Here is a 25,470-nt window from a genome sequence, read left to right as displayed (position 1 = left end):
ATGGCTGAGACTGTGCTGACGAATACGGGGCAAGGTGCTGGGCGACTTCCGGGCTGGCATGGCATCGCCGCGGACTGGGCTTCTGATCAGCGCGCCTTCAAAAACGTGTCCTGGGGCAAGGCCATGATGTGGATCTTCCTCCTCAGCGACACCTTCATTTTCAGCTGTTTCCTCCTGTCCTACATGACAGCACGGATGTCGACGACCGTGCCATGGCCCAACCCAAGCGAGGTCTTCGCGCTTAATCTCGGCGGCAACGACGTCCCCCTCATCCTGATCGCCATCATGACCTTCGTCTTGATCAGCAGCAGTGGGACGATGGCGATGGCCGTCAATTTCGGCTACCGCAGGGATCGCGTCAGGACCGCAATCCTGATGCTGGTCACGGCAGCATTCGGCGCGACGTTTGTTGGCATGCAGGCCTTCGAATGGACAAAGTTGATCATGGAGGGCGTTCGCCCCTGGGGCAACCCGTGGGGCGCGGCGCAGTTCGGCTCTTGCTTTTTCATGATCACCGGATTCCACGGCACCCACGTCACGATCGGCGTGATCTTCCTGATTGCAATTGCGCGCAAGGTCTTGCGGGGCGACTTCGATGTCGAAAGGCGCGGCTTCTTCACGAGCCGGAGAGGCTATTACGAGATCGTCGAAATCACCGGCCTGTACTGGCACTTCGTCGATCTCGTGTGGGTGTTCATCTTTGCGTTTTTCTATCTTTGGTGAGGTCGGCGCATGACAAATGCCACGGTACACATGGAAGGACAGCTCCAGGCCCATGTGCATGACGCAGTCGCAGCGGCGGCGGCACACGCCAAGGGCCAGCAGCACCCGATCAAACTCTACCTCGTGGTCTGGGCATGGTTGTTCGTGCTCAGCACCTGCTCCTATCTCGTCGACTATTTTGGCCTGCACGGCAGTCTGAGATGGTCGCTGATCCTGCTGTTCATGGTGTTGAAGGCCGGCCTCATCGTTGCCGTCTTCATGCATATGGCCTGGGAGCGGCTGGCCCTGGCCTATGCCATCCTGCTACCGCCGGTCGCGGTGTTGGTTTTTGTGTCGATCATGGTGCTTGAGTCCGAGTACACGCACTTGCTTCGAGTGATGTTTTTCGCGACGCCGTTGTAGGACCCGCGGGCTCGCCCAAGGCCGGGAATTCACCCCTCGAACGCGTCGATCGACGCTTTGCTCCCACGCGACACCAGCGTCTCGTCCGGGGCGGCTAGCTGCTCGCCTTTGTCGCGAAAGCGGTTGGTGATGGGATAGCGGCGGTCGCGGCCGAAATTCCTGGCCGTCACCTTGACGCCGGGCGCGGCCTGGCGGCGCTTGTATTCGGCGACGTTGAGGAGATGGTCGATGCGCACGACCGTCTCGCGGTCGAAACCGGCGGCGATGATTTTGTCGAGCGGCTCTTCGCGCTCGATGAGACGCTCGAGAATGGCATCGAGCACCTCGTAAGGCGGCAACGAATCCTGGTCAGTCTGGTTCTCGCGCAGCTCCGCCGTCGGCGGACGTGTGATGATATCGGGCGGGATCACCTCGCCGGCCGGCCCGAGCGCGCCATCGGGCTTCCAGACATTGCGCAAGCTTGCCAGCCGAAACACCTGCGTCTTGTAGATGTCCTTGATCGGATTGAAGCCGCCGTTCATATCGCCGTAGAGCGTGGCGTAGCCGACCGACATTTCCGACTTGTTGCCGGTGGTCATCACCATCAGCCCGGTCTTGTTCGAGATCGCCATCAGCAGCGTGCCGCGGGTGCGGGCCTGGAGATTTTCTTCGGTGATATCCGGCGGCAAATTCTTGAAGATGCCGGACAATATGGTCTCGAACCCGGTCACGGCTTCGGCGATCGGCAGCACCTCATAACGAATCCCGAGGCGGCCGGCGAGCTCGCCGGCGTCCGCGATCGAGCTTGCCGCAGTGTAGCGGTAAGGCAGCATCACGCCGTGCACCTGATCGGCGCCGAGCGCATCGACCGCGATTGCCGCGCAGAGGGCAGAGTCGATGCCGCCGGAGATACCGAGCAGCACACCGGGAAAGCCGTTCTTGGCGACGTAATCACGCAAGCCGAGCACGCAGGCTGCATAGTCGGCATAGTCGCCCTCGGGCTGCTCCGCGACAGGACCGGTGCAGCGCCAATCGTCGCCGTTTCTGGTGAAGCGCAGTGTGGTGATGCTTTCCGCGAACGCCGGCAATTGCGCCGCGAGCGAAAGATCGCCGTTGAGCGCGAAGGAAGCACCGTCGAACACCAGCTCGTCCTGGCCGCAAACCTGGTTGAGATAGACCAGCGGCAAGCCGCTCTCGGTGATGCGCGCGACCGCAACCGACAAACGCACATCGGCCTTGTCGCGGGCGTAGGGCGAGCCGTTCGGCACCAGAATGATCTCGACGCCGGTCTCGGCCAGCGTCTCGACCACGTTCTCGTAATCCTCGGACTCTTCCAGCCAGATGTCCTCGCAGATCGGCACACCGATCCGAACGCCGCGCACGGTCACCGGCCCCGCGGCGGGGCCGCGCGAAAACAGCCGCTTCTCGTCGAACACGCCGTAATTCGGCAGGTTGCATTTGAAGCGAAGCGCGGCGATACGGCCGCCATCGAGCAGCGCGCAGGCATTGTAGAGTCTGCCCTCCTCCACCCAGGGCGTGCCGACCAGCATGGCCGGGCCGCCATCAGCGGTCTCGCGCGCGAGCGCCTCGATCGCGGCGCGGCAGGCGGCCTGGAAGGAAGGCTTCTGCACGAGATCTTCCGGCGGGTAGCCGGCAATGAACAATTCCGGAAACAGCACGAGATCGGCACCGTCGGACTTGGCCTGCGCGCGCGCGGCACGCGCCTTGGCGGCATTGCCGTCGATGTCGCCCACGGTCGGATTGAGCTGGGCGAGCGTGACCGCGAATTCGTTGAGACGTTCGGTCATGGCCGCCGCGCTCCGATCAGAGCATGATCCGGAAAAGTGTGAAGCGGTTTTCCGAAAAGATCATGCTCAAAACAACAACCTAAAGCGCGATTAGCGCTTTAGAGGAACCCCAACCGCTCGATGATGGCGATGATCCAGAACGCGCCGGCCATCAGGAGCGCAACACCGACCGCGGCCGAGCCCATGTCCTTGACCCGGCCGATCTGTTTGTCGTGATCCATGGTCAGCCGGTCGGCAAGCTTCTCGATCGCGGTGTTGAGCAGCTCGACCACCAGCACGAACGCGACTGAACACACCAGCTCGACCGCGCGCATCGCGGTCGCGCCGACGAACCACGCCAGCGGCAGCGACAAAAGGAGCGCGACAATCTCCTCGCGGACGGCCTGCTCCGACCGGAACGCAAAGGCCAGACCGTTGCGGGAATTGACCGTGGCCTTCAAGATCCGCAGCAAGGTCTCAGAGCCCCGCTGCGGCCGGCATCGGCATGACCTTGCCGGCGCGCTCCTGCTTGAGCAGCTCCGCGATCAGGAAAGCCATGTCGATGGATTGCTCGGCATTGAGCCGGGGATCGCAGACCGTGTGATAGCGATCGTTGAGATCCTCGTCGGTGATCGCGCGGGCGCCGCCGATACACTCAGTGACATTCTGGCCGGTCATCTCCAGATGCACGCCGCCGGCGTGCGTGCCTTCTGCCGCGTGGATGGTGAAGAACGACTTCACCTCGGACAGGATGCGGTCGAAGGGGCGCGTCTTGTAACCCGACGTCGAGGTGATGGTGTTGCCGTGCATGGGATCGCACGACCAGACCACCACTTTGCCCTCGCGCTTCACGGCGCGGATCATGTTCGGCAGGTGCTCGCCGACCTTGTCGGAGCCGAAGCGACCGATCAGCGTCAACCGGCCCGGCTCGTTGTCGGGATTGAGCACGTCGATCAGCTTCAGCAGTTCGTCGGGCTTGAGCGACGGACCGCATTTGAGCCCGATCGGGTTCTTGATGCCGCGGAAATATTCGATATGGCCGTGATCGAGCTGGCGGGTGCGGTCGCCAATCCAGATCATGTGGCCCGAGGTCGCGTACCAGTCGCCCGTGGTGGAATCGACGCGGGTCATGGCCTGCTCATAGCCGAGCAGCAGCGCCTCGTGGCTGGTGTAGAAATCGGTGGCGCGCAGCTCGGGGTGAGCCTCGAGATCGAGGCCGCAGGCGCGCATGAAGTTGAGCGCGTCCGAGATGCGGTCGGCCAATTCCTTGTAGCGGCGGGACTGCGGCGAGTCCTTGAGGAAGCCGAGCATCCACTGATGCACGCTGCCGAGATTGGCGTAGCCGCCGGTGGCGAACGCGCGCAACAGGTTCAGCGTCGCCGCGGATTGCCGGTAGGCCATCAGCTGGCGCTGCGGATCAGGGACGCGCGCTGCCTTGGTGAAGGCGATGTCGTTAACGATGTCGCCGCGATAGCTCGGCAGCTCGACGCCGTCGATCTTCTCGGTCGGCGACGACCGCGGTTTTGCAAACTGACCAGCGACACGGCCGACCTTCACCACCGGCACGGCACCGGCATAAGTCAGCACCACCGCCATCTGGAGCAGCACGCGGAAGAAGTCGCGAATGTTGTTGGCGCCGTGTTCGGCAAAGCTCTCGGCGCAGTCGCCGCCCTGCAGCAGGAAGGCCTCACCAGCAGCGACCCGCGCCAGCGACTTCTTCAGGTTGCGCGCCTCGCCCGCGAACACCAGCGGCGGAAAGGTCGCAAGCTGCGCCTCGACGTCGGCCAGGGCCTTGGCGTCGGGATAGTCGGGCACCTGTAGCACCGGCTTGCTGCGCCAGGACTCGGGCGTCCACCGCTCGGACATCGCAATCTCTCCGTGAAGCAAAAAGTGCAACCTGATCTGTGGGTTGCGAGGGCCGCCTTATACACAGGCTAATCCTTGGCCGCCAGTTGTAAATCCATCTGGCACTGCAAACCCTTGCGGGAAAAGCCAAATTCGCATTTGCTGGGAACGGCGAGGAAACTGGCAGGATACCTTCTGCCCATGGACGCGGCATTGGACGACGTTTTCGTTGACGAGATCAGCTTCCCGGCGACCGACGGGTATGCGCTGAGCGGCACCCTGTTCCTGCCGCGCGGCACCAAACGCCATGCCGTACTGATCAACTCCGCCACCGCCGTCCCGCGGAAAATCTATCGCGGCTTTGCCTCCTATCTCGCCCATCGCGGCTGCGCGGTCCTGACTTACGACTATCGCGGCATCGGCGACTCCCGGCTGCCGGCGATGGTCGGCTACAACCAGCCGAAATCACTGGTCGGTTTCAAGGCCTCGATGTCGGACTGGGCCGCGCTCGACGTCACCGCCGCCGTGCACTGGATGCGCGCGCTACCGCACCCTTCCCCTGGCCTATGTCGGCCACTCCTTCGGCGGCCAGGCGCTCGGGCTGATCGCGAACAGCGTGGACATCTCGCGCGCCGCGTTTGTGGCCTCGCAGGCGGCCACCTGGCGGCTGATGACGTCGCCGGAAAAATACCGGGTCTTCGCCTTCATGAATTTTGTCGGAGTGCCGCTCGTCCACGCGCTCGGTTACGCGCCGGGCTGGGCCGGCATCGGCGAGGATTTGCCCAAGGGCGTTTTCCTGCAATGGGCCGAGTGGGTCTCGAGCCCGCGCTATCTCTTCGATTCAAAGCTGCCGGCGCTGGAGAATTTTGCCAAAATTCAAGGGCGAGCTGCGCACACTCTGCTTCTCCGACGACCCGTGGGCGACGCGGCCCGCCGTCGAACTGCTTGCGAGCGGGTTCACCGCGATCAAGCCAGAGGTGGTGACGGTCAAACCGTCAGAGGTCAGCGCCAAGGGAATAGGCCATTTCGGCTTCTTCCGCCCCGAGCATCGCGACACGCTGTGGCGCGGCGTGGCGGAATGGATCCAGGGGGAGTGAGGCGGACACTTAACGAATGATCGTCGTCAGCGACGAGTAGCGCTTGTTCGGCTTGCCTTCGCCCGGCGCGAATTGCGCAAACGCCTCGCTGACGCGGACCGCCGGCGGCGTATCGCCGGCGAAACGAAACTCCTTCGGCTGCGGCGCGTAGAAGCTGCCGCTGTAATAGGCGTCGTCGAAGCGCGCCTCGCCGACCCCGAACAATGCGTCGCACGCGATCAGGAGCGCGTAGACTCCCGCGACCGCGACGACGACCTCCCTGAGAACTGACATGCTGGTGCCCCACACTGTTGCAGGCAGGATGCACGCCGGTTCCAAAGCCGGGGTTTAAGGCCGCGTGGTTCTTGTCCGCAGGGTTTGCCGCCGCTGAGCGGAATGCAGGCAATTTTACCGATCTCGAAAAAAGAGCCCGCCGGATCGGGCGATCAGGCGGGCTCCAGGCTTGGCCGCTCGGGAGGTATCAGACGGCCAGGTTCATCCACACAGCCTTCGGCTCGGTGAAGTTGTCGAGCGCGGCGCTGCCGTGCTCGCGGCCGAGGCCGGAGTCGCGCTCGCCGCCCCAGGGCAGGCGCACGTCGGTGTAGCCATAGGTGTTCATCCAGACCGTGCCCGCGCGCGCCCGCTTGGCGAAGCGCTGGAGCTTACCGATGTCGCGGCTCCACACGCCGGCAGCCAGGCTGTAGGCCGTGCCGTTGGCGATCCGCAGCGCGTCGGCTTCATCCCTGAACTTGATGACACTGACGACGGGGCCGAAGATCTCCTCCTGCGATATCCGCATCTCGTGCGCGACATTCGCGAACACCGCGGGGCTGATGAAGTAACCACGCTCGCCGACACGTTCGCCCCCGGTGACGAGGGTCGCGCCCTCCTTCCGGCCGATGTCGACATAGTCGAGGATCGACTTCATCTGCTTCTCGGAGATCACGGGCCCGAGCACCGTCTTGCGGTCGAGCGGATCACCGATCCTGAGCGACTTCGCGCGTGCCGCCAGCCGCTCGACGACCTCGTCATAGGCCTTCTCCTGCACCAGCACGCGGGAGCCGGCCGAGCAGACCTGGCCGGCATTGAAGAAGATGCCGGAGGCCGCTGCTTTGGATGCGGCTTCGAGATCGGCATCGTCAAAGATGACGTTGGCCGACTTGCCGCCGAGCTCGAGCGAGACACGCTTGAAGTTGCTTGCGGCGCCCTTCATGATTCCACGACCCACGCCGGGTGAGCCGGTGAAGGTGACCTTGTCGACGTCAGGGTGATTAACCAGCGCATCGCCGACGACCCGGCCGGGCCCCGTGACGACGTTGAAGACGCCCGCCGGCAGGCCGGCCTCAAGCGCGAGTTCGGCGATGCGCAGCGCCGACAGCGAGGTCAGCTCGGCCGGCTTCATCACGATGGTGCAGCCGCAGGCCAGCGCCGGCGCCAGCTTCCACATCCCAATCATCAGCGGGAAATTCCAGGGCACGATGGCGGCGACCACGCCGACCGGCTCGCGCACGGTGTAGGTCAGGGCGTCGTCGCGCACGGGCACGACGTCGCCGCTGATCTTGTCGGCCCAGCCGGCGTAGTAGATCAGCGTGTCGACCGCGGCCGGGAAATCCTGCCGCGAGGTCGCGGCGATCGGCTTGCCGGCATCGATCGACTCGAGTTCGATGATCTCGTCGGCGTGCTGCTTGAGCAGGTCTGCCCAGCGCAGCAGGATCTGGCCTCGTTCGGATGGCCGCATCGTGCGCCACGGGCCTTCGAAAGCCCGGCGCGCGGCGGCAACCGCATGCTCGACATCGGCCTCGTTGCCTTCGGCGACGACGGCGATGACCTGCCCGGTGGCCGGATTGAGCGATTTGAAGGTGCGACCGGAGCTTGCGGGGACGCGGCGGCCGTCGATCAGCAGATGCTGGGGCCGGGACATGAACTCGGTGGCCGGAGAATGCGCAAGATCATATGCAATTGACATCATATTTTCTCCAGTTCTGCAAGACCAGACTAGGCGCATATGTATAGGAGTAAATATGATATGGTTTGCAAATGGACGCCCAACATATGAAGCGCAGTTCATAAGGATAAGAGATGCTTCAGATCGAGATCGAGGCCGTCTGGCGGTTTCGCCGCGAGGGCAATCCGCGCACCGCCATCATCATGCTCGGCGTCCTCAACGAAATCAGGAGGACCGGGAAGATCACCAGCGCGGCCCGCGACGCGCACCTCTCCTATCGCCACGTCTGGAATCTGATCGAGCAATGGTCGGAGTTTTTCGGCACGCCGCTGGTCGAGACCCAGCGCGGCAAAGGCTCGAAACTCACGCCGTTCGGCGAGCGGCTGGTGTGGGCGGGTGAGCGCATGCAGGCCCGGCTCGGACCTCAGCTTGAGAATCTCGCGCAGGAGCTGGCGAGCGAGATCAAGCCGTTCCTCGAGCAGCGCCCGTCGGTGATCCGCGTGCATGCCAGCCACGGTTTGCGGTCGCAAAACTGCGCGAATTCCTCGACCGCGAGCCGGGCATCGGCGTCGATCTGCGCTATGTCAGCAACCAGCATTCGCTGGTCTCGCTGGCGCAGGGCGCCTGCGATCTCTCCGGCCTGCATCTGCCGCACGGCGCGCTACGGGCCCAGGGCATCAAGGCTGCCCGCGAATGGCTCGATCCGCGCGAGGACCGCATCATCAGTTTCGTCACGCGCGAGATGGGGCTGATGGTCGCGCGCGGCAACCCGCTGCGCATCGCTTCGCTTGATGATCTGACCGGACCAAAAGTCCGCTTCGTCAACCGCGACCACGATTCCGGCACGCGGCTTCTGTTCGACCAACTGCTCGCGGCAAACGGCATCGAGGAGAGTCGCATCAACGGTGCGCAGCAGATCGAATTTACCCACGCCGCGGTCGCGGCCTATGTCGCGAGCGGCATGGCGGATGCGAGCTTTGGCGTCGAAGCCGCCGCCCGGCATTTCGGCCTCGATTTCATCCGGCTCCTGACCGAAGATTATTTCTTCGTCTGCAAGCGCGCGTTCCTGGACACCGGGCCGATGCAGCGCATCCTCGAGATCATCCGCAGCGCCGATTTTCGCGCAGCGGTGGCTACCCTGCCCGGCTACGTGCCGTCGGACACGGGCACCGTCACCGGCGTGAAGGCCTTTCTGGAGATGCACGCCGTGCGATGATCATGGCGCGTTCACCTTGTCCGTGACGGGCAGGAATGCCAATCTCCGCAGCAATGATCCAAGAGAGTCCGTCATGCCGCGCGCGAGCGCCAAATCGGCGCCTGAGAAGGCCGATCGCGCTCAGCCGTGACGGGCCGCCTTGTTGCGGTGGCCGCTCTCGCTGAGGCGGTCGACCCAAGCGATGCCGATCGCGGAGATGATGAAGGTCAGGTGGATCAGCACCTGCCACATCACGCCGGACTCGGTGAAATTGCTGCGCGTCGTGCCGAGATTACCCGCCTCGATGAAGGTCCTGAGCAGCGAGATCGAGGAGATGCCGATGATCGCCATCGCAAGCTTGATCTTGAGCACGCTGGCATTGACGTGGCTGAGCCATTCCGGCTCGTCCGGATGACCGTTCAGGTTCAGGCGCGAGACGAAGGTCTCGTAACCACCGACGATCACCATCACCAGCAGGTTCGAGATCATGACGACGTCGATCAGCCCGAGCACGACCAGCATGATCTGTTGCTCGCTGGCGTCGAACGAGTGCACGACCAGGTGCCAGAGCTCCTTCAGGAACAGCAGCACATAGACGGCCTGCGCGACGATGAGACCGACATAGAGCGGGACCTGCAGCCAGCGCGAGCCGAAGATGAGCTGGGCAAACGGGCCGATTTGCGGCGCCGGCACCGGATCGGCCGAAAGTGCTTTGGGTTCAGACGTCATTGATCACTCCGCATGATAGGCAGAATCGTTGCCTTACAGACTCGCGATGACAGGCGCGAGCTCGAGCGAGCCGCGATAGATCATCTCGAAGGCGACGTAGACGATGATAGCGAGACCGACATAGCCGATCCAGCGCTGCTTCTGAAGCACGCGGCCGAGCAAATCGGCAGCGACGCCCATCAGCGCGACCGACAGCAACAGGCCGAAGGCGAGGATGTAGGGATGCTCGCGCGCCGCGCCCGCGACCGCGAGCACGTTGTCGAGCGACATCGAGACGTCGGCCGCGACGATCTGCACCGCCGCCTGCCTGAAGGTCTTGCGCGGAGCGGCAGCAGCGCTCCCGTCGCCGCCATGGCTGAACGCGAGCTCGTTCGCATGCGCGGCCTGCTCGCGCAGCTCCCGCCACATCTTCCAGCACACCCAGAGCAGCAGCACGCCGCCGGCGAGCAACAGCCCGATCACTTGCAGAAGCTGGGTCGCGACGCCGGCAAAGACGATGCGCAAGGCGGTGGCGGCGATGATGCCGACGACAATGGCGCGCCGGCGCTGCTCGGCCGGGAGGCCGGCTGCGGCAAGGCCGATGACGACGGCGTTGTCGCCGGCGAGCACGAGGTCGATCAGGACGACCTGAAAGAGCGCGGTCAGTGCTTCGGTGGTGATGAATTCAGTCATGATTGATCGCTTTTAGGTGCGGACGGATCGAGCCATTGCGGCTTCTTCCGCTCGACCCAATCCAAAACCTTGCCGCGCGCGGATCGCAACGCGGGCACGTCTTCCGCAAGCAAAGCGAGGCCGAGCGGCAGCATCCAGACGCCGAGCACCGGCAGGAAAGAGAGCACGCCGCCGACAATGAGCAGCGCGCCCGAGGGGATTCTCACCCAGCGGCTGGACGGCTTGAGCAGATAGGTGACGGTGTCGCCCATGCGCGGCGGCAGGCGCCGGACAAGCTTGTCGAGACGCGGGTCGCCGCCGGCCATCTGGCCGGTAGCGCCCGAAGCCCCTATCTTATCCTCGTCCGAAACTGCGCTCATGCTTACTCCTCGGCGGCAATGCGCTGTTCGGCACGCACTGCACCCGGCGCCACCTGCTTTGCGCGCGGTAGCACCAGCGTCAGCAGGCGCAACAGCTTGATCGCCTGCAGTTCATGGGGATGGACGTCCTCGTCCGCGGCCGCGACGCGCTCCGACAGTTCCATCAAATGAGCCGACAGCCGCAGGTCCGAGACCGGACGCAGATTGTCGATCACCACATTGGCGAAATCCGGTTCCTCGAGCCGTTCGGCAAGCTCGTCGAACATCGCATAGAGCCGGTCGTCCGGGATGTGCGGTGCCAGCTTGCGATCCCGGATGAAACGGACGACCTCGTCGCGTTCGACCGGTGAAACTTGCCGGTCGGCGACCGCAACCAGCGCGCCGACGATCACCAGCGCCACCGCAGCCTGCTCGTTCAGGCTGGACGGCTCGGTGATCTCGATTTCGATCGGATTTGAATGCTTGGCGTCAGACATCGTTGCTCCCTTATCTTGCGAAATGACCGCACGGAGCTGCGATGGGGACGATTGGGTCGGAGAGACTCTCAAGAAGGCCCGACGATCGGCCGATCCATCGCATTCGCGCGGGACAGGTCATCCGACATCACGAGGTTTTGCCGACAGCGTCGACTTCCTCGCCAGAGGGGCCCGGATTCTTGTTCCTTTCACACATAAAGACGGGCCTGTCGGAATCAAGGCGACGAGACTGCGACCAGCCGCCGCATCGGGTTCCGTGTTGGTCTGTTTGGCAGACGCACCGTCATTGCGACGGAGCCCGTGTTACTCCACCCGCTCGACAAGATGCGCCCGCGAGGGCGACGGCTCGAACTTGTCACCGAAATACTGCGTCTCCTGGGCCACCAGACCGTCGCGGAATTCCATGATGCTCACCACGTAAGACGGCACCCCATCATACGTCAGCACGAATTCGCTCACCCACAGATCGCCGCCCCCGACGATGCGCCGAACTGTGAAGCGCTTCTTGTTCGGCTGCACGAAGCGGCTCTCCTGAATGTTCCTGCGGCCGCGGATGCGCTCGCCGGATTGCGGATAGTCGAGCACCGCGTCCTCGCGATAGATGTCGTGCTCGGCCTCGAAATCGTTGGCGTCCGACGCGTCCCAATGACGCTGGAGCGCGGCCAGTTTGCCCTGATCATCCATCGTGATCTCCCTCTTTGCGGACTGTGTCTCGTGACGCCATCTGAGATTGGCCTGAGGGCCGCCGGTGGCAAGGCTTGCTCGCAACGTCTAACAACGCCTAACGAGCCAAAAACCCGGTCCGGGTGCAAGGATGACGGCGGAGCCGCGCAGTCACGGTTGGGAACACGCAATGGCACGTTTGCTTTCGGTCAATGTCGGCCTGCCGCGCGACGTCGCCTGGCAAGGAAGGACCGTCCACACCGGCATCTGGAAGGCACCAGTCAAAGGCGCGCGCAAGGCACGCCGGCTCAACATCGATGGCGACGGCCAGGGCGATACGGCCGGTCATGGCGGCGAGCATCGTGCCGTATTCGTCTATCAGGACGATTCTTATCGATACTGGCAGGAACATCTGGGTCGATCGAACCTCGTTCATGGCGAGTTCGGTGAGAACTTTACGGTCGAGGGCCTTGCCGACAGCAACGTGTGCATCGGAGACCGCTACAGGATCGGCTCGGCCCTGTTCGAAGTGACGCAGCCGCGCGTCACCTGCTACCGGCTCGGCATTCGCATGGACGAGCCGGACATGGCGGCGCTGGTGGTCAGGCACGGCCGGCCCGGGTTCTATTTTCGTGTGATCGAGGAAGGCGACGTCGAGGCCGGTGACGAAATCATTCAGATCGCCGTGGGGCCCGAGCGCATGAGCGTGTTCGAGATCAATGCGCTGCTTTACCTGCCGCCTCATCCGCGCGAACGCCTGGAGCGGGCGCTGCGGATTCCCGCGCTGAGCCGCGGCTGGCACCGCTCTTTCGAGGCGCTGCTCGAGCAGCGCAAGGAGAACAAAGCGGCGGGAAACGCCGGGCTCGGATCGGCGGCGAGCCCACCTCCGGCCTGGCGCGGATTCCGGCCGTTTCGCGTAGCCCGCAAGATCGCAGAAAGCGGCAACGTGACGTCGCTGATCCTCGAACCCGTCGACGGAAATCCTGTGGCCGCCGCCCTGCCCGGTCAGTTCGTCGTTGTCCGACTCGGGCCGCTGGCTGCTCAAGCGATGACGCGCAGCTATTCGCTCTCGAGCGGCTCCGATGCCGCGCCCTATCGGATCAGCATCAAGCGCGAAGCGCACGGTGCCGCCAGCCGTTACATCGCCGATGACCTCCGAATTGACGACGTCGTACAGGTCGGTGCACCCCGCGGCAGTTTCACGCTCCGGCAAGATGCGCGCCCAGTCGTCCTGTTGAGCGCCGGAATCGGCGTGACGCCGGTGCTCGCAATGCTCCACGCACTCGTCGCTGAAGAGACGACGCGGGACGTCTGGTGGCTTCACGGCACTCGCGACGGCCGCGAACATGCGTTCGCCGCCGAGGCGCGCGAATTGCTAAGTGGGCTCGCTCATCACCATAGCCACGTCTGTTACAGCGCGCCTGACCCGGGCGATCGTCTCAATGTGGAGTTCGATACAGCCGGACATCTGGACGCACGCCTGCTCCGGAGCCTGAGCGTGCCGCGTGACGGCGATTTCTATCTGTGCGGACCGGCCGCTTTCATGAGCGATCTGAAAGCTGGCCTCACCACGTTGGGCGTCGCGCCGGATCGCATCCACACCGAATTGTTCGGCGCCGGACCATCCTTGACGCCCGGCATAGCGTCCTCCCCGCAGAAGCGAGCGCACACGCCGGCCGGCGCCCCCGGCCCCGGCCCGATGGTTTCGTTCGCCCGAAGTGGACTCAATGTGTGCTGGGGACCGGCCTACGCCAGCCTGCTGGAGCTGGCCGAAGCCCGCGACGTCCCCGTGCGCTGGTCGTGCCGGACCGGCGTCTGCCACAACTGCGAGAGCGGACTGATCGCGGGAGCGGTCAGCTACGCGCCGGATCCACTCGACCCGCCAGCGGAGGGCAACGTCCTGATCTGCTGCTCGCGGCCCCGAAGCGATGTCGTGATTGATCTGTGAAAATGGGGACTCGTTATGCGAGGCGGCGCCGGGTCTCAGGACGCTGTGGGACCACGGCCGCAAGGAGCATTTTTATCCCTACGGCAAGGCTTACGTCGAAACTCTCGGCGAACCGGACTAGAACCACATTCCGACATCGTCCGCTCGGTCGAATGCCGGCTTGGAATGTGGATGATCCAGATGAAGACCAATCCCGCTCGCCGTGCCGGCCGCATGGGCGCGCGCCACATCTACGAAGCCCTGAGGGATCAGATTTTGGCACGGGTGTACGGGATCGGCGGGTTGCTGCCGTCCTCGCGCGCGCTTGCCGGCGAGATGGGCGTGGCCCGCTCGACCGTCACCGTCGCCTACGAACAGCTCGCCGCCGAAGGCTTTATCGAGACACGCCATGGCGCGCGGCCGCGTGTGGCCCGCGCCATCGTCGAGCGCGGACGCACGCGCGTGGCGTCGGGGCCGTCGGCGCGGAAGGTGCGGCTGTCGGCCTTCAGCGAGCGGTTGCTTCGGGACCCGCCGCGCTGGACCGAGCCGCCGCGCGGGCTCGTCGCGAACTTCCGCTATGGCGAGCTCGCGCCGTCGGATTTCCCGGTATTGGCATGGAAGAAGGCCATGACCGCTGCGATGGCGCGCAAGCCCGAGCGGCTGGCCTATGACGATCCCTGCGGCGCGCTGCGGCTGCGGATCGCGCTTCAGGGCTATCTCTGGCGGTCGCGCAGCGTCCGCTGCGAGGTCGATCAGATCGTCGTCGTGAACGGCTCGCAGCAGGGCCTCGATATCTGCGCACGCCTGCTGCTCGACGCCGGCGACCGCTTCGTGATGGAGGATCCCGGCTACCAGATGGCGCGGCACACTTTCGAGGCGACGGGCGCCGAGACGATCCCGATTCCCGTCGACGCGGATGGATTGGAGACAGCGCGGCTTGATGGTATCGAGGCCCGCCTCGCCTATGTCACGCCGTCGCATCAATATCCGCTGGGCGGCGTCATGCCGATCGGACGCCGGCACCAATTGCTCGCCTGGGCGCGCAAGAACGACGCCTACGTGATCGAGGACGATTACGACAGCGAGTATCGCTACGACACCAAGCCGATCCCGCCGCTGCACGCGCTGGAAGGCGGTGGCAACGTGATCTATCTCGGCACCGTCTCAAAGACGCTCTCTCCCACCTTGCGGATCGGCTATCTGGTGGTGCCCTCCGCCCTGCGATCCCTGTTCGCCGCCGCCAAGCAGATCATGGACCGGCACACGCCGCTGATCGAACAGGACGCTCTCGCTTCGATGCTCGAAAGCGGCGCCTATGACGGTCACATCAGGCGCGTGCGCCGGCGCAACGCCGAACGCCAGCGAGCGCTGCTCGACGCGCTTCGCCGCCGGTTCGGGGATCGCGTCCGGATCGAGGGCACGGCCGCCGGCCTGCACATCGTCGCGTGGTTCGATGACCTGCCTCAGAAGCGTGAGGACGCGTTGATCAAGGCGGCCCATGCAAAGGGCGTTGGTGTCTATTCCGTCTCGGCACTGTTCGTCGGACCTCGCCGAGCGCGGACGACAGTCGGCCTCGTCATGGGCTATTCGGCACTGGAGGTCGCACAGATCGAGCGCGGCTGCAGGCTTCTCGCACAGGCCGTGGCCGAACTGGACTGATAGAATATACGACAACTGGCAGTTTCTCACAGACCAGATTCCAGCTATCTCCAGACCGACACCGGAGATAGACCATGTACATCCCTCCCGCGTTCAAGGACGACATTGAGGGCATCCGGGCGACCATTCGCGGCGCCCGCCTCGCCAGTCTGGTAACGGCCACAACCGAAGGCCCGGTCGCCACGCCTCTGCCGCTCCTTCTCGACGAGAGCGAAGGCGAGCATGGTGTGCTGTACGGGCATGTGGCGAAGGCCAACCCGCAATGGAAGCTGCCGCCGATCGGAGACGCGCTTGCGATCTTCAGCGGTCCCGACGCCTATGTGACGCCGTCTTGGTACGCGACCAAGCAGGAGACCGAAAAGGTCGTGCCGACCTGGAACTACGTCGCGGTGCATGCCTACGGCCCGGTCGAATTCTTCCAGGAGCCGGAGCGCCTGCTCGACGCCGTGACGCGGCTCACGAACAGGCACGAAGGATCGCGCGCAAAATCGTGGGCAGTTACGGATGCCCCCGCCGACTTCATCGCTGCGCAGCTGCGCGGAATCGTCGGCGTGCGCATTCCCGTCGTGCGGTTCGAAGGCAAGCGCAAGATGAGCCAGAACCGTCCCGAGACCGACCGTGTCGGCGTCGCGCAAGGGCTTGCGGCGAGCGAGAACGCGCTTGATCGGGAGGTTGCGCCCCTCATTCCGGTGCCGATGTGAGCGAAGTTCGGCGCGCCGAGGCGTTGCTGATCGGCGCAGCCGCACGTCCGCGCAAGACCTGCCGACAAATTAGACAAGACGCGTCTCGTCACTGGATCTGCAGGCTTGGCGAAGAGGGCCATGCAGGCCCGTGAAGCGGGTCATCTAACATCAGGTGCAACCTCGATTTTTTTTCGCGTGGCGGCGAGCCGAAGAGCCCGCGTGCCGCGCGGCACCTCGACTGGCCCAAATTTCGCAAGGCAGCATCAGGCCTGATTCCCTGCTCTCCCACGATTGGAGCGGCAAGATGCGTGCGCCGAGAGACCGGGTGAGCGGCCCAGAATCGGAGAATGCCATGAACGTGCATGCCGCCGGCGATCTCAAATTCACCGGCCTGACCCGCCCGGACGGGACGCCCGTTCGCCTCAACGCTCGGGATTTCGTGGCGATCGATCGCGACCGGAATGCGAAGTTCGAAGCGACGTACCGGCCGCAAGCGCTCTACAATCGCGCCAACGAAGGCTTTCACGCCAACAACGAAACCTTCCTGCTGCACGAAGTCGCGACCAATCTGCCGATCTACCGTCCGGACACCGGCCCTACCGATTTCCACCTGCATCTTCCGCCGGGCGGCTTTCAGCTCGTGCTGGTCACCTCCGGCGCGTTCACCTTCGACTATGACGGGCGCTTCTACAATGTCGGCCCTGGCGCGGTGATGTTGCAGAGCGCGATCGTGCACCGCCAGCTGTTCTACACCTGGTCGGGACTGTCGACCGAAGAGAACCTGAAGACGCCGCAGACGGTGGTGCCGGATCCGATTTCCATGGGCTATTCGGGCAAATTCCTCGAAGCCTTCGTGACCGATCCCACCACCTTTCCAAACCCGAGCATCGTCGGCCCGGACCAGATCAACGAGGCCGAGACGCCGCGTGTGGCCTGGAGCCACTCACTGCATGATCGCCCGGCCGATGCAGGCTTCTGGCTTCAGGATCCCCTGGCGCTGGATGCGCTGTTCAAGCCGCTCACCGACAGCCCTGTCAAATCGGCGATGCCGGTCTATGTGCGCGACATCGGGATCGAGGCCCCGAGCGGCCATCTCGTCACCGGCCACATCATCGCGACCGACCCGCGTGGCCAGTCACTTTTGCCGAAGAGCACATCGACAGCTGCGGACGCCGCCAGTTTGGCCAAGGGCGAGGTTGCGATCTATCGCGTCATTCGCGGCACGGCTGAATTCAAGAGCAAGGCTGGCGAGACCTTTGAGCTCGCGGCTGGCGATGTGGTGACCGCCGGCAACAACGCGATCAGCCTCACAGGCATCGGTGACAACACGCAAGTTCTCCGGCTCGGCCTTCTCAAGGGCATGAACGACCTTCGCAGCTGGACGCCGACGCAGCGCGACGAGATCGACGGCCTCGCCGGTCAGATCATCACGCAGAAGGACATCCGTCCCCTGCGCACCGAAGGCAAGCCGGTCGGGTATCTGTACGGCTGAGCGCCGGGGTTATTCCGCCGCCTGGCGCACATGCCGCGCGGTCGGGGTGCGCATCGTGACGAGCTCTTCGGCCGCGGTCGGATGCAGCGCAATCGTCGCGTCGAAATCGGCCTTGGTCGCCTTCATCTTCACCGCAATCGCGACTGCCTGCGTGATCTCGGCCGCGGCATCACCGACGATGTGACAGCCGAGTACGCGATCGGAGGCACCGTCGACGACGAGCTTCATCAGCACGCGGGTATCGCGGCCCGATATCGTCGCCTTGATGGGGCGGAACGTCGTCTTGTAAATGTCGACATGGCCAAATTGCGCCCGCGCCTCGGTCTCGGTGAGGCCGACGGTGCCGACCTCCGGCTGCGAGAACACGGCGGTCGGGATGGTGGCGTGATCGACCTGCACCTCGCGCTTGCCGAACACGGTATCGGCGAACGCATGGCCCTCGCGGATCGCGACCGGCGTCAGGTTGAAGCGGTGGGTGACGTCGCCGATCGCATAGATGCTGTCGACCGAGCTCCTCGAGAAATGATCGACCGCGATGCCGCCATTCCTGGGGTTGATGGCGACGCCGGCCGTCTCCAGGCCGAGATTGGCCACCGCCGGATGGCGGCCAATCGCGAACATCACCTGGTCGGAGGCAAGGCTCGATCCGTTTGACAGATGCGTGGTGAACTCCTCGCCGTGCCGATCGACTTTCGCTACCGTGCAGCCGGTGAGGATGGTGATGCCCTGCTTCTCCATCTCGGCGCGGACGTGTGTGCGAACATCCTCGTCAAAGCCGCGAAGGATGTTGTCGCCGCGATAGATCACGGTGACGTCGGAGCCGAAGCCGGCGAAGATGCCGGCGAATTCCAGCGCGATGTAGCCGCCGCCCTGGATCACAATCCGCTTCGGCAGCTTGGTCAGATGGAAAGCTTCATTGGAGGAGATCACGTGCTCGATGCCGGGGATCGAGGCGCCGTGATTGGGCGCGCCGCCAGTGGCGATCAAAATGTATTTTGCCGTGATCTTCTTGTCGTTTTCGAGCAGGCGGACGGTGTGCTTGTCCTCGATCACCGCACGGCTCTTCACGACCTGCGCACCCGCCTTCTCGACGTTGGCAGTGTAGATCGCCTCGAGCCGGGCGATCTCCCTGTCCTTGTTGGCGATCAGTGTCGGCCAGTCGAAGCTGGCAGGCGGAACGGTCCAGCCGAATCCCGCGGCATCCTCGATTTCATGACGGAAATGCGAGCCGATCACGAACAGCTTCTTCGGCACGCAGCCGCGGATCACGCAGGTCCCGCCCATGCGGTACTCTTCCGCGATCATCACACGGGCGCCGTAGCCGGCCGCGATGCGGGCGGCACGCACGCCGCCCGAACCGCCACCGATGACAAAGAGGTCGACGTCGAATTCAGCCATTGTCCACTCCGACCTCTTTCAGCAACTCCTGATCAGATAGTATCTGTCAGATCTCCTTGCCACGCTTGCGCATCTCGGCGCGGAAGTTGCCCATCACGGTCTCGGAGAAATTTTGAGCCCAGGAGTTCATGAAGGCCATGCTCAGCCCGATTGCGCGCGGCTCGGCCTCGATCAGCTTCTTGCCCAGCGGCGACTTGTAGAAGGTGACGAGATCCTTCAGCTCCTGCTCGGTGAACTCGCTGGCATAGACCTGCGCCATGCCGTCGCCGATTTCGCTCTCGCGGCCCTTGAGCTGCTGGGCGACGACCTGTGCGACCTCGTTGAGGTCCTTCTGGTAGTTGAGGTTCTGCTGGATCAGCGTGATCTTGGTCTTCTCGACCATGCCGGGCACCGCGTTGGCGTACATCGCGCCGGCGTTCTTGATCGCCAGGATCTCCTTGGCGGCCGCGATGGCGCTCGGCGAGGATTTCGGCGGGGCCGCCTGCTGGGCGAGCGCCGGGGCGGCCGAGAGGGCCAGTCCCACAGCGAGAGTCACGACCGGCAAGAACTTCAAAACGCTCTTCATTCCTAGTCTCCTTTCGGCTTTCGCCGTTCAACCACGCGGATTCCCTCGCCACCCGCCAAAACAGCCGAGCTGGCCAAGCCGATAAACAACCCATGCTCGACCACGCCGGGGATCGCGCTCAACGCCTTGGCGAGGCGGGGCGGATCCACGATCTGACCGAGCTGGGCATCGACGATCCAGTGGCCGCCATCGGTGACGAAAACGTGGCCGTCCTTGCCTTTGCGGACCGCCATTTGCCCGGAAACGCCGCATTCCGCAAATGCCTTCTCGATCGCACGCCGCGTTGCGCCGAGCCCGAACGGGATGACCTCGACCGGCAGCGGAAAGCGGCCGAGCGTCGGCACCCACTTGGTGTCGTCGGCAATCACGATCATGCGATCGGAGGCGGCCGCCACGATCTTCTCGCGCAAAAGCGCGCCGCCACCGCCCTTGATCAGGTTGAGCGCGGGATCGATCTCGTCGGCGCCGTCGACGGTGATGTCGAGATGGTCAATCGCGTCCAGCGTGGTCAGCGGCACGCCGCAGCGCTCGGCATCGAGCCGCGTCGCCTCGGAGGTCGGCACGCCGATCACCTTCAGCCCGGCGCGGACCCGCTCGCCGAGCAGCTCGACGAAATGTTTGGCGGTCGAGCCGGTGCCGAGCCCGAGCTGCATGCCGTCACGAACATCCTCGAGGGCGCGCGCCGCAGCCTGCCGCTTCAACTGGTCCATGTTCACGATGCGCCCGCCTCTGGATTAGGGAGTGTGCCGCCGATGAAGCTCGCTTGCGGCGGCCTATGTAGCCCCGTTTCCCCTCGGAGAACAGGGTCTGGAAACAGCTCTATAAGCTGATCTTATGGCGCCGCCCCTTGCGCCTATACGGCCAGGCCGGTAGCGCTGGGATCATGACCTCTCCTCACACCATCGTCTTCGATCTCGACGGCACGCTTGTGGATACGGCGCCCGACCTGATCACCGCGCTCAATTACGTGCTCGACCGCGAAGGGCTGCCGCCCGTGCCGATGGCCTCGGCCCGCAACATGATCGGCGCCGGCGCCCGCAAGCTGATCGAGCGGGGGCTGGAGGCCGAAGGCCGCAGCGTCACGCCCGCCGACATGGACCGGCTGACGGCCGATTTCATCGTCTATTACGCCGACCATATCGCCGTCGAATCCCGGCCCTTCGAGGGGCTGGAAGCCGCGCTCGACCATTTTGCGGCCCAGGGCCATCGCCTCGCGGTCTGTACCAACAAGCTGGAATGGCTGTCGAAGCGGCTGCTGGACCAGCTGGACCTGAGCCGGCGCTTCGCGGCGATCTGCGGCGCCGACACTTTTGGCGTCCAGAAACCCGATCCGGCCATTTTTCGCGAAACGGTGGCGCGGGCCGGCGGCGAGGTCAAAGCCAGCATCATGGTCGGCGATGCCGGACCCGATGTCGGCGTGGCCCGGCGCGCTGGAGTTCCCGTGATCGGGGTCAGCTTCGGCTATACGGACGTGCCGATCGCCGAGCTCAAGCCGGACCGGCTGATCCATCACATGCGCGACCTGCCGGCCGCAGCCCACAGCCTGATGACGGCGTAAGAACACACCAAGCCACTGAAATCACGTGATTATTTCTCGGTACCTGCGTTAACCATCTATTAATTATGCGCGGCCCGCCGGTTGCTTGCCTGGAACGACGCTCCTAGGTTTAGCCGGGGATGTGGCGGTTCGTCGCAGCAGAAGTGGATGGTCATGCGTCGTGTCATCGCGATTGCGTTAACTGGGGCAAGCCTCCTCGGGGCAACAAGCCTCGCCGGCTGCTCCTCGATGTCCTGGGACGTGTTCAAATCGGCCCCGCCGACGGTCCAGGTCCGGCTCGAATCCAATCCTCCGGGTGCTGACGCCACAACCTCGCTCGGTCCGGGCTGCAAAACCCCCTGCTCCGTCTCGATTCCGGCCCCCGACGCCCCCTTCACGGTGGCTTTCGCCCTGCCAAAATACCAGCCGGCGAGCGTGCCGGTGAACGTCATCAAGAATCCCAGCGATTTCACCACACCCGCCTCGGTCACGACCGACCCGAGCCCGGTTTTCGCTGAACTCCAGCCGGCCACCCCGCCAAAACCGGTCCGCAAGCCGCACCGGCCCAAGAAGCCGAAACCGGCGGCGTCCGCCGCTGCCCCGGCTGAGGCCGCACCGGCCGCGGGTTCGCCGTTTCCCGATCCGAATGCCGGCAAACGCTGACCTCCGTTATCCCCCAATTGTCTCTGACGCGTCTGATGCTTAGATTGCTTCCAGAGCACCGCTGACGCAAAGCTGCGCCCGTTGCCGTAAGGGACAAGGCATTTGGTATGAACGGACTTTCCGCGAGCCCCCGCGCCGCGCTGTCGAGCGCGATGACCGATCCGTTCGGACGGACCATCTCGTATTTGCGCGTCTCCGTCACCGACCGCTGCGACCTGCGCTGCTTCTACTGCATGTCGGAAGACATGACGTTCCTGCCCAAGGCGGATCTGCTGACGTTGGAAGAACTCGACCGGCTCTGCTCGGCCTTCATTGCCAAAGGCGTGAAGAAGCTGCGGCTCACCGGCGGCGAGCCGCTGGTCCGCCGCAACGTGATGACGCTGGTGCGTTCGCTGTCGCGGCATCTCGAGAGCGGCGCGTTGGGCGAGCTGACGCTGACCACCAACGGCACCCGGCTTGCGAAACATGCCAGTGAGCTCGCCGATTGCGGCGTCCGCCGCATCAACGTCTCGCTCGACACGCTCGACCCGCAAAAGTTTCGCGAGATCACCCGCTGGGGCGAGATCGACAAGGTGCTGGAAGGCATCGAGGCCGCACGGGCCGCGGGGCTTGCCGTGAAGATCAACGCAGTGGCGCTGAAGAACCTCAACGAAGACGAACTTCCCGACCTGATGCGCTGGGCCCACGGCAAGGGCATGGGCCTGACGCTGATCGAGGTCATGCCGATGGGCGAGATCGGATCGGGACGGCTCGACCAGTATCTGCCGCTGTCGCTGGTGCGCGCGCGCCTCGCCCAGCAATTCACGCTGACGGATCTGGCCGAGAGCACCGGCGGGCCGGCGCGCTATGTCAGCGTCGCCGAGACCGGCGGCAAGCTCGGCTTCATCACCCCGATGACCCACAATTTCTGCGAATCCTGTAACCGGGTGCGCGTCACCTGCACGGGAACGTTGCACACCTGTCTCGGCCACGAGGATGCCTCTGATTTGCGCAAACCTCTGCGTGCATCGGATGACGATGTGCTGCTTGCGGAAGCGATCGACCGCGCCATCGGGCTCAAGCCCAAGGGCCACGACTTCATCATCGACCGCCGCCACGACCGCCCCAGTGTCTCGCGGCACATGAGTGTCACCGGCGGCTAGCATCGGCTGGCCGGCCGCGACTTATTCCCCTTAACTATCAACAAACTTCCGATTGACTGGCGGCACGCTCACTGGTTTGGTGCGGCTGCCTCATGCCTGCGCGGCGAGACAAGCCAACGCGCCACTCGGCGCAGTCAAGACGGCCGGGGCAAATCGGGGAGGACCAATCTTGCAAGCGCTCCTGAAGCTGAGCAATGGAATTGACGCGTTCACACGTTGGACGGGCAAGCGCCTGGCGTGGCTGATCCTGGTTGCCGTCGTCATCTCGGCGCTGAATGCGATTATTCGAAAGACGTTGGACACGTCCTCCAACTCGTGGCTCGAGCTGCAATGGGTGCTTTTCAGCATCGTGTTCCTGCTGTGCTCGTCCTGGACGCTGCTCGATAACGAGCACATCCGGATCGACATCTTCAACAGCATGATGCCGAAGCGGGTTCGCAACGTCATCGACGTGATCGGGCACCTCTTCTTCCTGATACCGCTGACCGTCGTCATGATCGTAACCGGCGTACCGTTCTTCCTGCGTTCGCTCCAGATCAACGAGCAATCCGGCAATGCGGGCGGCCTGCCGCAATGGCCGGCCAAGTCACTCGTCATGATCGGCTTCACGCTCCTGCTTGTTCAAGGCATCTCCGAACTGATCAAGCGGATCGCCATCATGCGTGGCATGATTCCGGATCCCCACGAGTCGCAGGTTTCGGCGCTGGAGGCCGAAGTCGAGCACCTCGTTGAAGCGATCGAACAGAAGTGATCGCCAAGCGGCATCGTAGGGGGATTCAATGACCGCGTTTCTCATCGCCAATATGGCGCCAATCATGTTCGCCACGCTGGTGATCGTGCTGCTGCTCGGCTACCCGGCGGCATTTTCGCTCGGCGCCGTCGGCCTCTTCTTCGCCGTGATCGGCATTCAGCTCGGCGAATTCCATCCGGATTTCCTGCAGGCGCTGCCCGAGCGCGTCTACGGCGTGATGAACAACGACACGCTGCTCGCCATTCCCTTCTTCACCTTCATGGGACTGGTGCTCGAGCGCTCCGGCATGGCCGAGGATCTGCTCGACACTATCGGCCAGTTGTTCGGCACGATCCGGGGCGGCCTCGCCTACGCGGTGGTGTTCGTCGGCGCCCTGCTTGCGGCGACGACCGGCGTCGTGGCGGCTTCGGTGATCTCGATGGGCCTGATCTCACTGCCAATCATGCTGCGCTACGGCTATGACCGCCGCGTGGCGACCGGCATCATTGCGGCCTCCGGCACGCTGGCGCAGATCATTCCACCCTCGCTCGTCCTGATCGTGATGGCGGACCAGCTCGGCAAGTCGGTCGGCGACATGTACGAGGGCGCGTTCATTCCGGGCCTGGTGCTCGCGGGCCTCTACGCGGGGTACGCTTTTCTCGTCACCCTGATCTTTCCGAAAGCGGCGCCGGGCCTTCCCAAGGAGGCGATCGGCTTCCGCGAGGAAAGCGGCGACCGCGGCCTGAAGTCGCTTGGCGTGCTGTTCCTCGCGAGCTGCGTGTTCGGCTGGTTCATGATGCGGAATTCGGAGACCCACGGCGCCGACTTCGTCGTGCTCAGCATGTTCTTCGGCATCCTCTTCGCGTTCGCCGTCGCCGTCGCGAACTGGGCCATCGACAAGCTCACGGGCTTCCGTTTCCTCTCGAAGATGGCGCAACAAACCACCTTCGTCATGGTGCCGCCGCTGTTCCTGATCTTCCTGGTGCTGGGCACGATCTTCATCGGTGTCGCGACGCCCACCGAAGGCGGTGCGATGGGCGCAGCCGGCGCCCTCATTCTCGGTGCCATGAAACGTCGGCTGACCTGGGACCTCGTTCGTCAGGCGGTCGAATCGACGGCAAAGCTCTCCGCCTTCGTCGTCTTCATCCTGGTCGGGGCACGCGTATTCTCGCTCACCTTCTACGGCGTCAGTGGCCACGTCTGGGTCGAGCACCTGCTGACCTCCCTGCCCGGCGGCCAGGTTGGCTTCCTGATCTTCGTCAACGCGTTCGTGTTCGTGCTGGCGTTCTTCCTCGATTTCTTCGAACTCGCCTTCATCGTGATCCCGCTGCTCGGGCCCGCGGCGGAGCATCTCGGCATCGACCTGATCTGGTTTGGCGTCATCCTCGGCGTCAACATGCAGACTTCGTTCATGCACCCGCCGTTCGGATTTGCGCTGTTCTATTTGCGCTCGGTCGCGCCAAAGGAACGTTATACCGATCGCGTCACCGGCAAACGCATGGAGCCGGTCACGACGGGACAGATCTATTGGGGCGCGGTGCCGTTCGTCGTCATCCAGCTCATCATGGTGCTGCTGGTGATCATGTTCCCGTCGATGGTGATGCACTACAAGGGCGTGCAGTCCACCGTCGATCCCAACAGCATCAAGATCGAAATTCCGCAGATCGATCTGCCGCCGCTCGACTTCGGCCAACCGAAGCAATAGCGCCCGGCCCGCCCGCAATCGGGATAGGGGGACGCCTCGCGGCGTCGCCCCTCCCACACCACCGTACGTACGGGTCCGTATACGGCGGTTCGGTGGATTATGCGGGTCTCGGAGCCGC

24 protein-coding genes and 2 pseudogenes are annotated in these 25,470 nt (G+C 64.1%); 13 read left to right on the top strand and 13 right to left on the bottom strand.

Translation table 11 applies throughout. The annotated features are described in order from the left end of the window. Window positions 1–723: a heme-copper oxidase subunit III family protein gene (locus tag IVB27_RS31445; protein ID WP_247446707.1), complete on the top strand. Its 723-nt coding sequence runs from the start codon at window positions 1–3 to the stop codon at window positions 721–723. Between the two features lie 9 nt (window positions 724–732). After that, entirely contained in the window at window positions 733–1,125 is a 393-nt protein-coding gene (locus tag IVB27_RS31440) for a cytochrome C oxidase subunit IV family protein (protein ID WP_247446706.1), read from the top strand. A gap of 29 nt (window positions 1,126–1,154) precedes the next feature. On the opposite strand, the gene IVB27_RS31435 is transcribed toward IVB27_RS31440, so the two are convergent. The 3 genes from IVB27_RS31435 to IVB27_RS31425 all read right to left on the bottom strand — a co-directional run bounded on the left by IVB27_RS31435 (window position 1,155) and on the right by IVB27_RS31425 (window position 4,757). Then, on the bottom strand, window positions 1,155–2,912 hold the full coding sequence (locus tag IVB27_RS31435; RefSeq protein ID WP_247446705.1) for an NAD+ synthase: 1,758 nt from the start codon (window positions 2,910–2,912) through the stop codon (window positions 1,155–1,157). 98 nt (window positions 2,913–3,010) lie between these two features. Continuing rightward, complete coding sequence (locus IVB27_RS31430; RefSeq protein WP_247340819.1) at window positions 3,011–3,364, bottom strand: diacylglycerol kinase; 354 nt, start codon at window positions 3,362–3,364, stop codon at window positions 3,011–3,013. 4 nt (window positions 3,365–3,368) lie between these two features. After that, window positions 3,369–4,757 carry a class II 3-deoxy-7-phosphoheptulonate synthase gene (locus IVB27_RS31425; RefSeq protein ID WP_247446703.1) on the bottom strand — a complete coding sequence of 463 codons (1,389 nt, stop codon included), beginning with the start codon at window positions 4,755–4,757 and terminating at the stop codon, window positions 3,369–3,371. A 180-nt stretch (window positions 4,758–4,937) separates the two neighbouring features. On the opposite strand from IVB27_RS31425, the pseudogene IVB27_RS31420 reads away from it, so the two are divergent. Then, window positions 4,938–5,833, top strand: a pseudogene (locus IVB27_RS31420) (alpha/beta hydrolase family protein). A gap of 9 nt (window positions 5,834–5,842) precedes the next feature. On the opposite strand, the gene IVB27_RS31415 reads toward IVB27_RS31420, so the two are convergent. After that, window positions 5,843–6,106, bottom strand: a complete 264-nt coding sequence (locus tag IVB27_RS31415) for a hypothetical protein (RefSeq protein ID WP_247340821.1) — start codon at window positions 6,104–6,106, stop codon at window positions 5,843–5,845. Window positions 6,107–6,293: 187 nt separating this feature from the next. Next, window positions 6,294–7,778, bottom strand: a complete 1,485-nt coding sequence (locus IVB27_RS31410) for an aldehyde dehydrogenase family protein (RefSeq protein ID WP_247446997.1) — start codon at window positions 7,776–7,778, stop codon at window positions 6,294–6,296. A 113-nt stretch (window positions 7,779–7,891) separates the two neighbouring features. Between IVB27_RS31410 and IVB27_RS31405 the strand changes: the two are divergent. Then, window positions 7,892–8,973 (top strand): annotated as a pseudogene (locus tag IVB27_RS31405) (substrate-binding domain-containing protein). Window positions 8,974–9,093: 120 nt separating this feature from the next. On the opposite strand, the gene IVB27_RS31400 reads toward IVB27_RS31405, so the two are convergent. The 5 genes from IVB27_RS31400 to IVB27_RS31380 form a co-directional block, all read right to left on the bottom strand. Then, on the bottom strand, window positions 9,094–9,681 hold the full coding sequence (locus IVB27_RS31400) for a TIGR00645 family protein (protein WP_247340824.1): 588 nt from the start codon (window positions 9,679–9,681) through the stop codon (window positions 9,094–9,096). Between the two features lie 33 nt (window positions 9,682–9,714). After that, window positions 9,715–10,353: a TerC family protein gene (locus IVB27_RS31395; protein ID WP_247340826.1), complete on the bottom strand. Its 639-nt coding sequence runs from the start codon at window positions 10,351–10,353 to the stop codon at window positions 9,715–9,717. Then, complete coding sequence (locus IVB27_RS31390; RefSeq protein ID WP_247446702.1) at window positions 10,350–10,712, bottom strand: hypothetical protein; 363 nt, start codon at window positions 10,710–10,712, stop codon at window positions 10,350–10,352. The genes IVB27_RS31395 and IVB27_RS31390 overlap by 4 nt, the downstream gene beginning before the upstream one ends. Window positions 10,713–10,714: 2 nt before the next feature. Continuing rightward, window positions 10,715–11,188, bottom strand: coding sequence for a TerB family tellurite resistance protein (locus IVB27_RS31385; RefSeq protein ID WP_247446700.1), 474 nt, complete (start codon window positions 11,186–11,188; stop codon window positions 10,715–10,717). 303 nt (window positions 11,189–11,491) lie between these two features. Then, window positions 11,492–11,872 carry a nuclear transport factor 2 family protein gene (locus IVB27_RS31380; protein ID WP_247446698.1) on the bottom strand — a complete coding sequence of 127 codons (381 nt, stop codon included), beginning with the start codon at window positions 11,870–11,872 and terminating at the stop codon, window positions 11,492–11,494. A gap of 169 nt (window positions 11,873–12,041) precedes the next feature. Here IVB27_RS31380 and IVB27_RS31375 point away from each other — a divergent pair, with 169 nt between their 5' ends. The 4 genes from IVB27_RS31375 to IVB27_RS31360 all read left to right on the top strand — a co-directional run bounded on the left by IVB27_RS31375 (window position 12,042) and on the right by IVB27_RS31360 (window position 17,612). Continuing rightward, window positions 12,042–13,799 carry an MOSC and FAD-binding oxidoreductase domain-containing protein gene (locus IVB27_RS31375; protein WP_247446697.1) on the top strand — a complete coding sequence of 586 codons (1,758 nt, stop codon included), beginning with the start codon at window positions 12,042–12,044 and terminating at the stop codon, window positions 13,797–13,799. A 171-nt stretch (window positions 13,800–13,970) separates the two neighbouring features. Beyond that, window positions 13,971–15,437 carry a MocR-like pyridoxine biosynthesis transcription factor PdxR gene (gene pdxR / locus IVB27_RS31370; RefSeq protein ID WP_247446696.1) on the top strand — a complete coding sequence of 489 codons (1,467 nt, stop codon included), beginning with the start codon at window positions 13,971–13,973 and terminating at the stop codon, window positions 15,435–15,437. Between the two features lie 74 nt (window positions 15,438–15,511). Beyond that, window positions 15,512–16,138, top strand: a complete 627-nt coding sequence (locus tag IVB27_RS31365; protein WP_247446695.1) for an FMN-binding negative transcriptional regulator — start codon at window positions 15,512–15,514, stop codon at window positions 16,136–16,138. Between the two features lie 334 nt (window positions 16,139–16,472). Further along, complete coding sequence (locus IVB27_RS31360) at window positions 16,473–17,612, top strand: glucuronate isomerase (protein ID WP_247446694.1); 1,140 nt, start codon at window positions 16,473–16,475, stop codon at window positions 17,610–17,612. Between the two features lie 9 nt (window positions 17,613–17,621). On the opposite strand, the gene gor is transcribed toward IVB27_RS31360, so the two are convergent. From gor to rpiA, 3 genes are read right to left on the bottom strand one after another with little or no spacing between them, the layout of a single operon-like run. Next, entirely contained in the window at window positions 17,622–19,010 is a 1,389-nt protein-coding gene (gor, locus tag IVB27_RS31355; RefSeq protein ID WP_247446693.1) for a glutathione-disulfide reductase, read from the bottom strand. A 46-nt stretch (window positions 19,011–19,056) separates the two neighbouring features. Continuing rightward, complete coding sequence (locus IVB27_RS31350) at window positions 19,057–19,575, bottom strand: DUF2059 domain-containing protein (protein WP_247446692.1); 519 nt, start codon at window positions 19,573–19,575, stop codon at window positions 19,057–19,059. Window positions 19,576–19,577: 2 nt separating this feature from the next. Continuing rightward, complete coding sequence (gene rpiA / locus IVB27_RS31345; RefSeq protein ID WP_247340835.1) at window positions 19,578–20,291, bottom strand: ribose-5-phosphate isomerase RpiA; 714 nt, start codon at window positions 20,289–20,291, stop codon at window positions 19,578–19,580. A gap of 167 nt (window positions 20,292–20,458) precedes the next feature. On the opposite strand from rpiA, the gene IVB27_RS31340 reads away from it, so the two are divergent. The 5 genes from IVB27_RS31340 (at window position 20,459) to IVB27_RS31320 (ending at window position 25,352) form a co-directional block, all read left to right on the top strand. Beyond that, window positions 20,459–21,133: an HAD family hydrolase gene (locus IVB27_RS31340; RefSeq protein WP_247340836.1), complete on the top strand. Its 675-nt coding sequence runs from the start codon at window positions 20,459–20,461 to the stop codon at window positions 21,131–21,133. Between the two features lie 153 nt (window positions 21,134–21,286). Then, window positions 21,287–21,775, top strand: a complete 489-nt coding sequence (locus IVB27_RS31335) for a hypothetical protein (protein ID WP_247446996.1) — start codon at window positions 21,287–21,289, stop codon at window positions 21,773–21,775. A gap of 107 nt (window positions 21,776–21,882) precedes the next feature. After that, entirely contained in the window at window positions 21,883–22,917 is a 1,035-nt protein-coding gene (gene moaA / locus IVB27_RS31330) for a GTP 3',8-cyclase MoaA (RefSeq protein ID WP_247446691.1), read from the top strand. 169 nt (window positions 22,918–23,086) lie between these two features. Beyond that, window positions 23,087–23,668: a TRAP transporter small permease subunit gene (locus tag IVB27_RS31325; RefSeq protein ID WP_247446690.1), complete on the top strand. Its 582-nt coding sequence runs from the start codon at window positions 23,087–23,089 to the stop codon at window positions 23,666–23,668. Window positions 23,669–23,696: 28 nt separating this feature from the next. Then, on the top strand, window positions 23,697–25,352 hold the full coding sequence (locus IVB27_RS31320) for a TRAP transporter large permease (protein ID WP_247340841.1): 1,656 nt from the start codon (window positions 23,697–23,699) through the stop codon (window positions 25,350–25,352). Window positions 25,353–25,470: the final 118 nt, after the last annotated feature.

The organism is Bradyrhizobium sp. 197 (genome assembly GCF_023073375.1).
In the GTDB taxonomy this organism is placed as follows: domain Bacteria; phylum Pseudomonadota; class Alphaproteobacteria; order Rhizobiales; family Xanthobacteraceae; genus Bradyrhizobium.
The sequence above is the reverse complement of the archived record's forward strand: the minus strand, read 5'-3'. Positions and strand labels throughout refer to the sequence as shown.

Coding starts and splice junctions, on each gene's coding strand:
- IVB27_RS31415 (WP_247340821.1), bottom strand. CDS start 6,106: ATGTCAGTTCTCAGGGAGGTCGTCGTCGCGGTCGCGGGAGTCTACGCG.
- pdxR (WP_247446696.1), top strand. CDS start 13,971: ATGATCCAGATGAAGACCAATCCCGCTCGCCGTGCCGGCCGCATGGGC.
- moaA (WP_247446691.1), top strand. CDS start 21,883: ATGAACGGACTTTCCGCGAGCCCCCGCGCCGCGCTGTCGAGCGCGATG.
- IVB27_RS31335 (WP_247446996.1), top strand. CDS start 21,287: ATGCGTCGTGTCATCGCGATTGCGTTAACTGGGGCAAGCCTCCTCGGG.
- IVB27_RS31445 (WP_247446707.1), top strand. CDS start 1: ATGGCTGAGACTGTGCTGACGAATACGGGGCAAGGTGCTGGGCGACTT.
- IVB27_RS31365 (WP_247446695.1), top strand. CDS start 15,512: ATGTACATCCCTCCCGCGTTCAAGGACGACATTGAGGGCATCCGGGCG.
- IVB27_RS31400 (WP_247340824.1), bottom strand. CDS start 9,681: ATGACGTCTGAACCCAAAGCACTTTCGGCCGATCCGGTGCCGGCGCCG.
- IVB27_RS31360 (WP_247446694.1), top strand. CDS start 16,473: ATGAACGTGCATGCCGCCGGCGATCTCAAATTCACCGGCCTGACCCGC.
- IVB27_RS31350 (WP_247446692.1), bottom strand. CDS start 19,575: ATGAAGAGCGTTTTGAAGTTCTTGCCGGTCGTGACTCTCGCTGTGGGA.
- IVB27_RS31320 (WP_247340841.1), top strand. CDS start 23,697: ATGACCGCGTTTCTCATCGCCAATATGGCGCCAATCATGTTCGCCACG.
- IVB27_RS31410 (WP_247446997.1), bottom strand. CDS start 7,778: ATGTCAATTGCATATGATCTTGCGCATTCTCCGGCCACCGAGTTCATG.
- IVB27_RS31390 (WP_247446702.1), bottom strand. CDS start 10,712: ATGAGCGCAGTTTCGGACGAGGATAAGATAGGGGCTTCGGGCGCTACC.
- IVB27_RS31435 (WP_247446705.1), bottom strand. CDS start 2,912: ATGACCGAACGTCTCAACGAATTCGCGGTCACGCTCGCCCAGCTCAAT.
- IVB27_RS31380 (WP_247446698.1), bottom strand. CDS start 11,872: ATGGATGATCAGGGCAAACTGGCCGCGCTCCAGCGTCATTGGGACGCG.
- IVB27_RS31425 (WP_247446703.1), bottom strand. CDS start 4,757: ATGTCCGAGCGGTGGACGCCCGAGTCCTGGCGCAGCAAGCCGGTGCTA.
- IVB27_RS31385 (WP_247446700.1), bottom strand. CDS start 11,188: ATGTCTGACGCCAAGCATTCAAATCCGATCGAAATCGAGATCACCGAG.
- IVB27_RS31375 (WP_247446697.1), top strand. CDS start 12,042: ATGGCACGTTTGCTTTCGGTCAATGTCGGCCTGCCGCGCGACGTCGCC.
- IVB27_RS31440 (WP_247446706.1), top strand. CDS start 733: ATGACAAATGCCACGGTACACATGGAAGGACAGCTCCAGGCCCATGTG.
- gor (WP_247446693.1), bottom strand. CDS start 19,010: ATGGCTGAATTCGACGTCGACCTCTTTGTCATCGGTGGCGGTTCGGGC.
- IVB27_RS31395 (WP_247340826.1), bottom strand. CDS start 10,353: ATGACTGAATTCATCACCACCGAAGCACTGACCGCGCTCTTTCAGGTC.
- IVB27_RS31340 (WP_247340836.1), top strand. CDS start 20,459: ATGACCTCTCCTCACACCATCGTCTTCGATCTCGACGGCACGCTTGTG.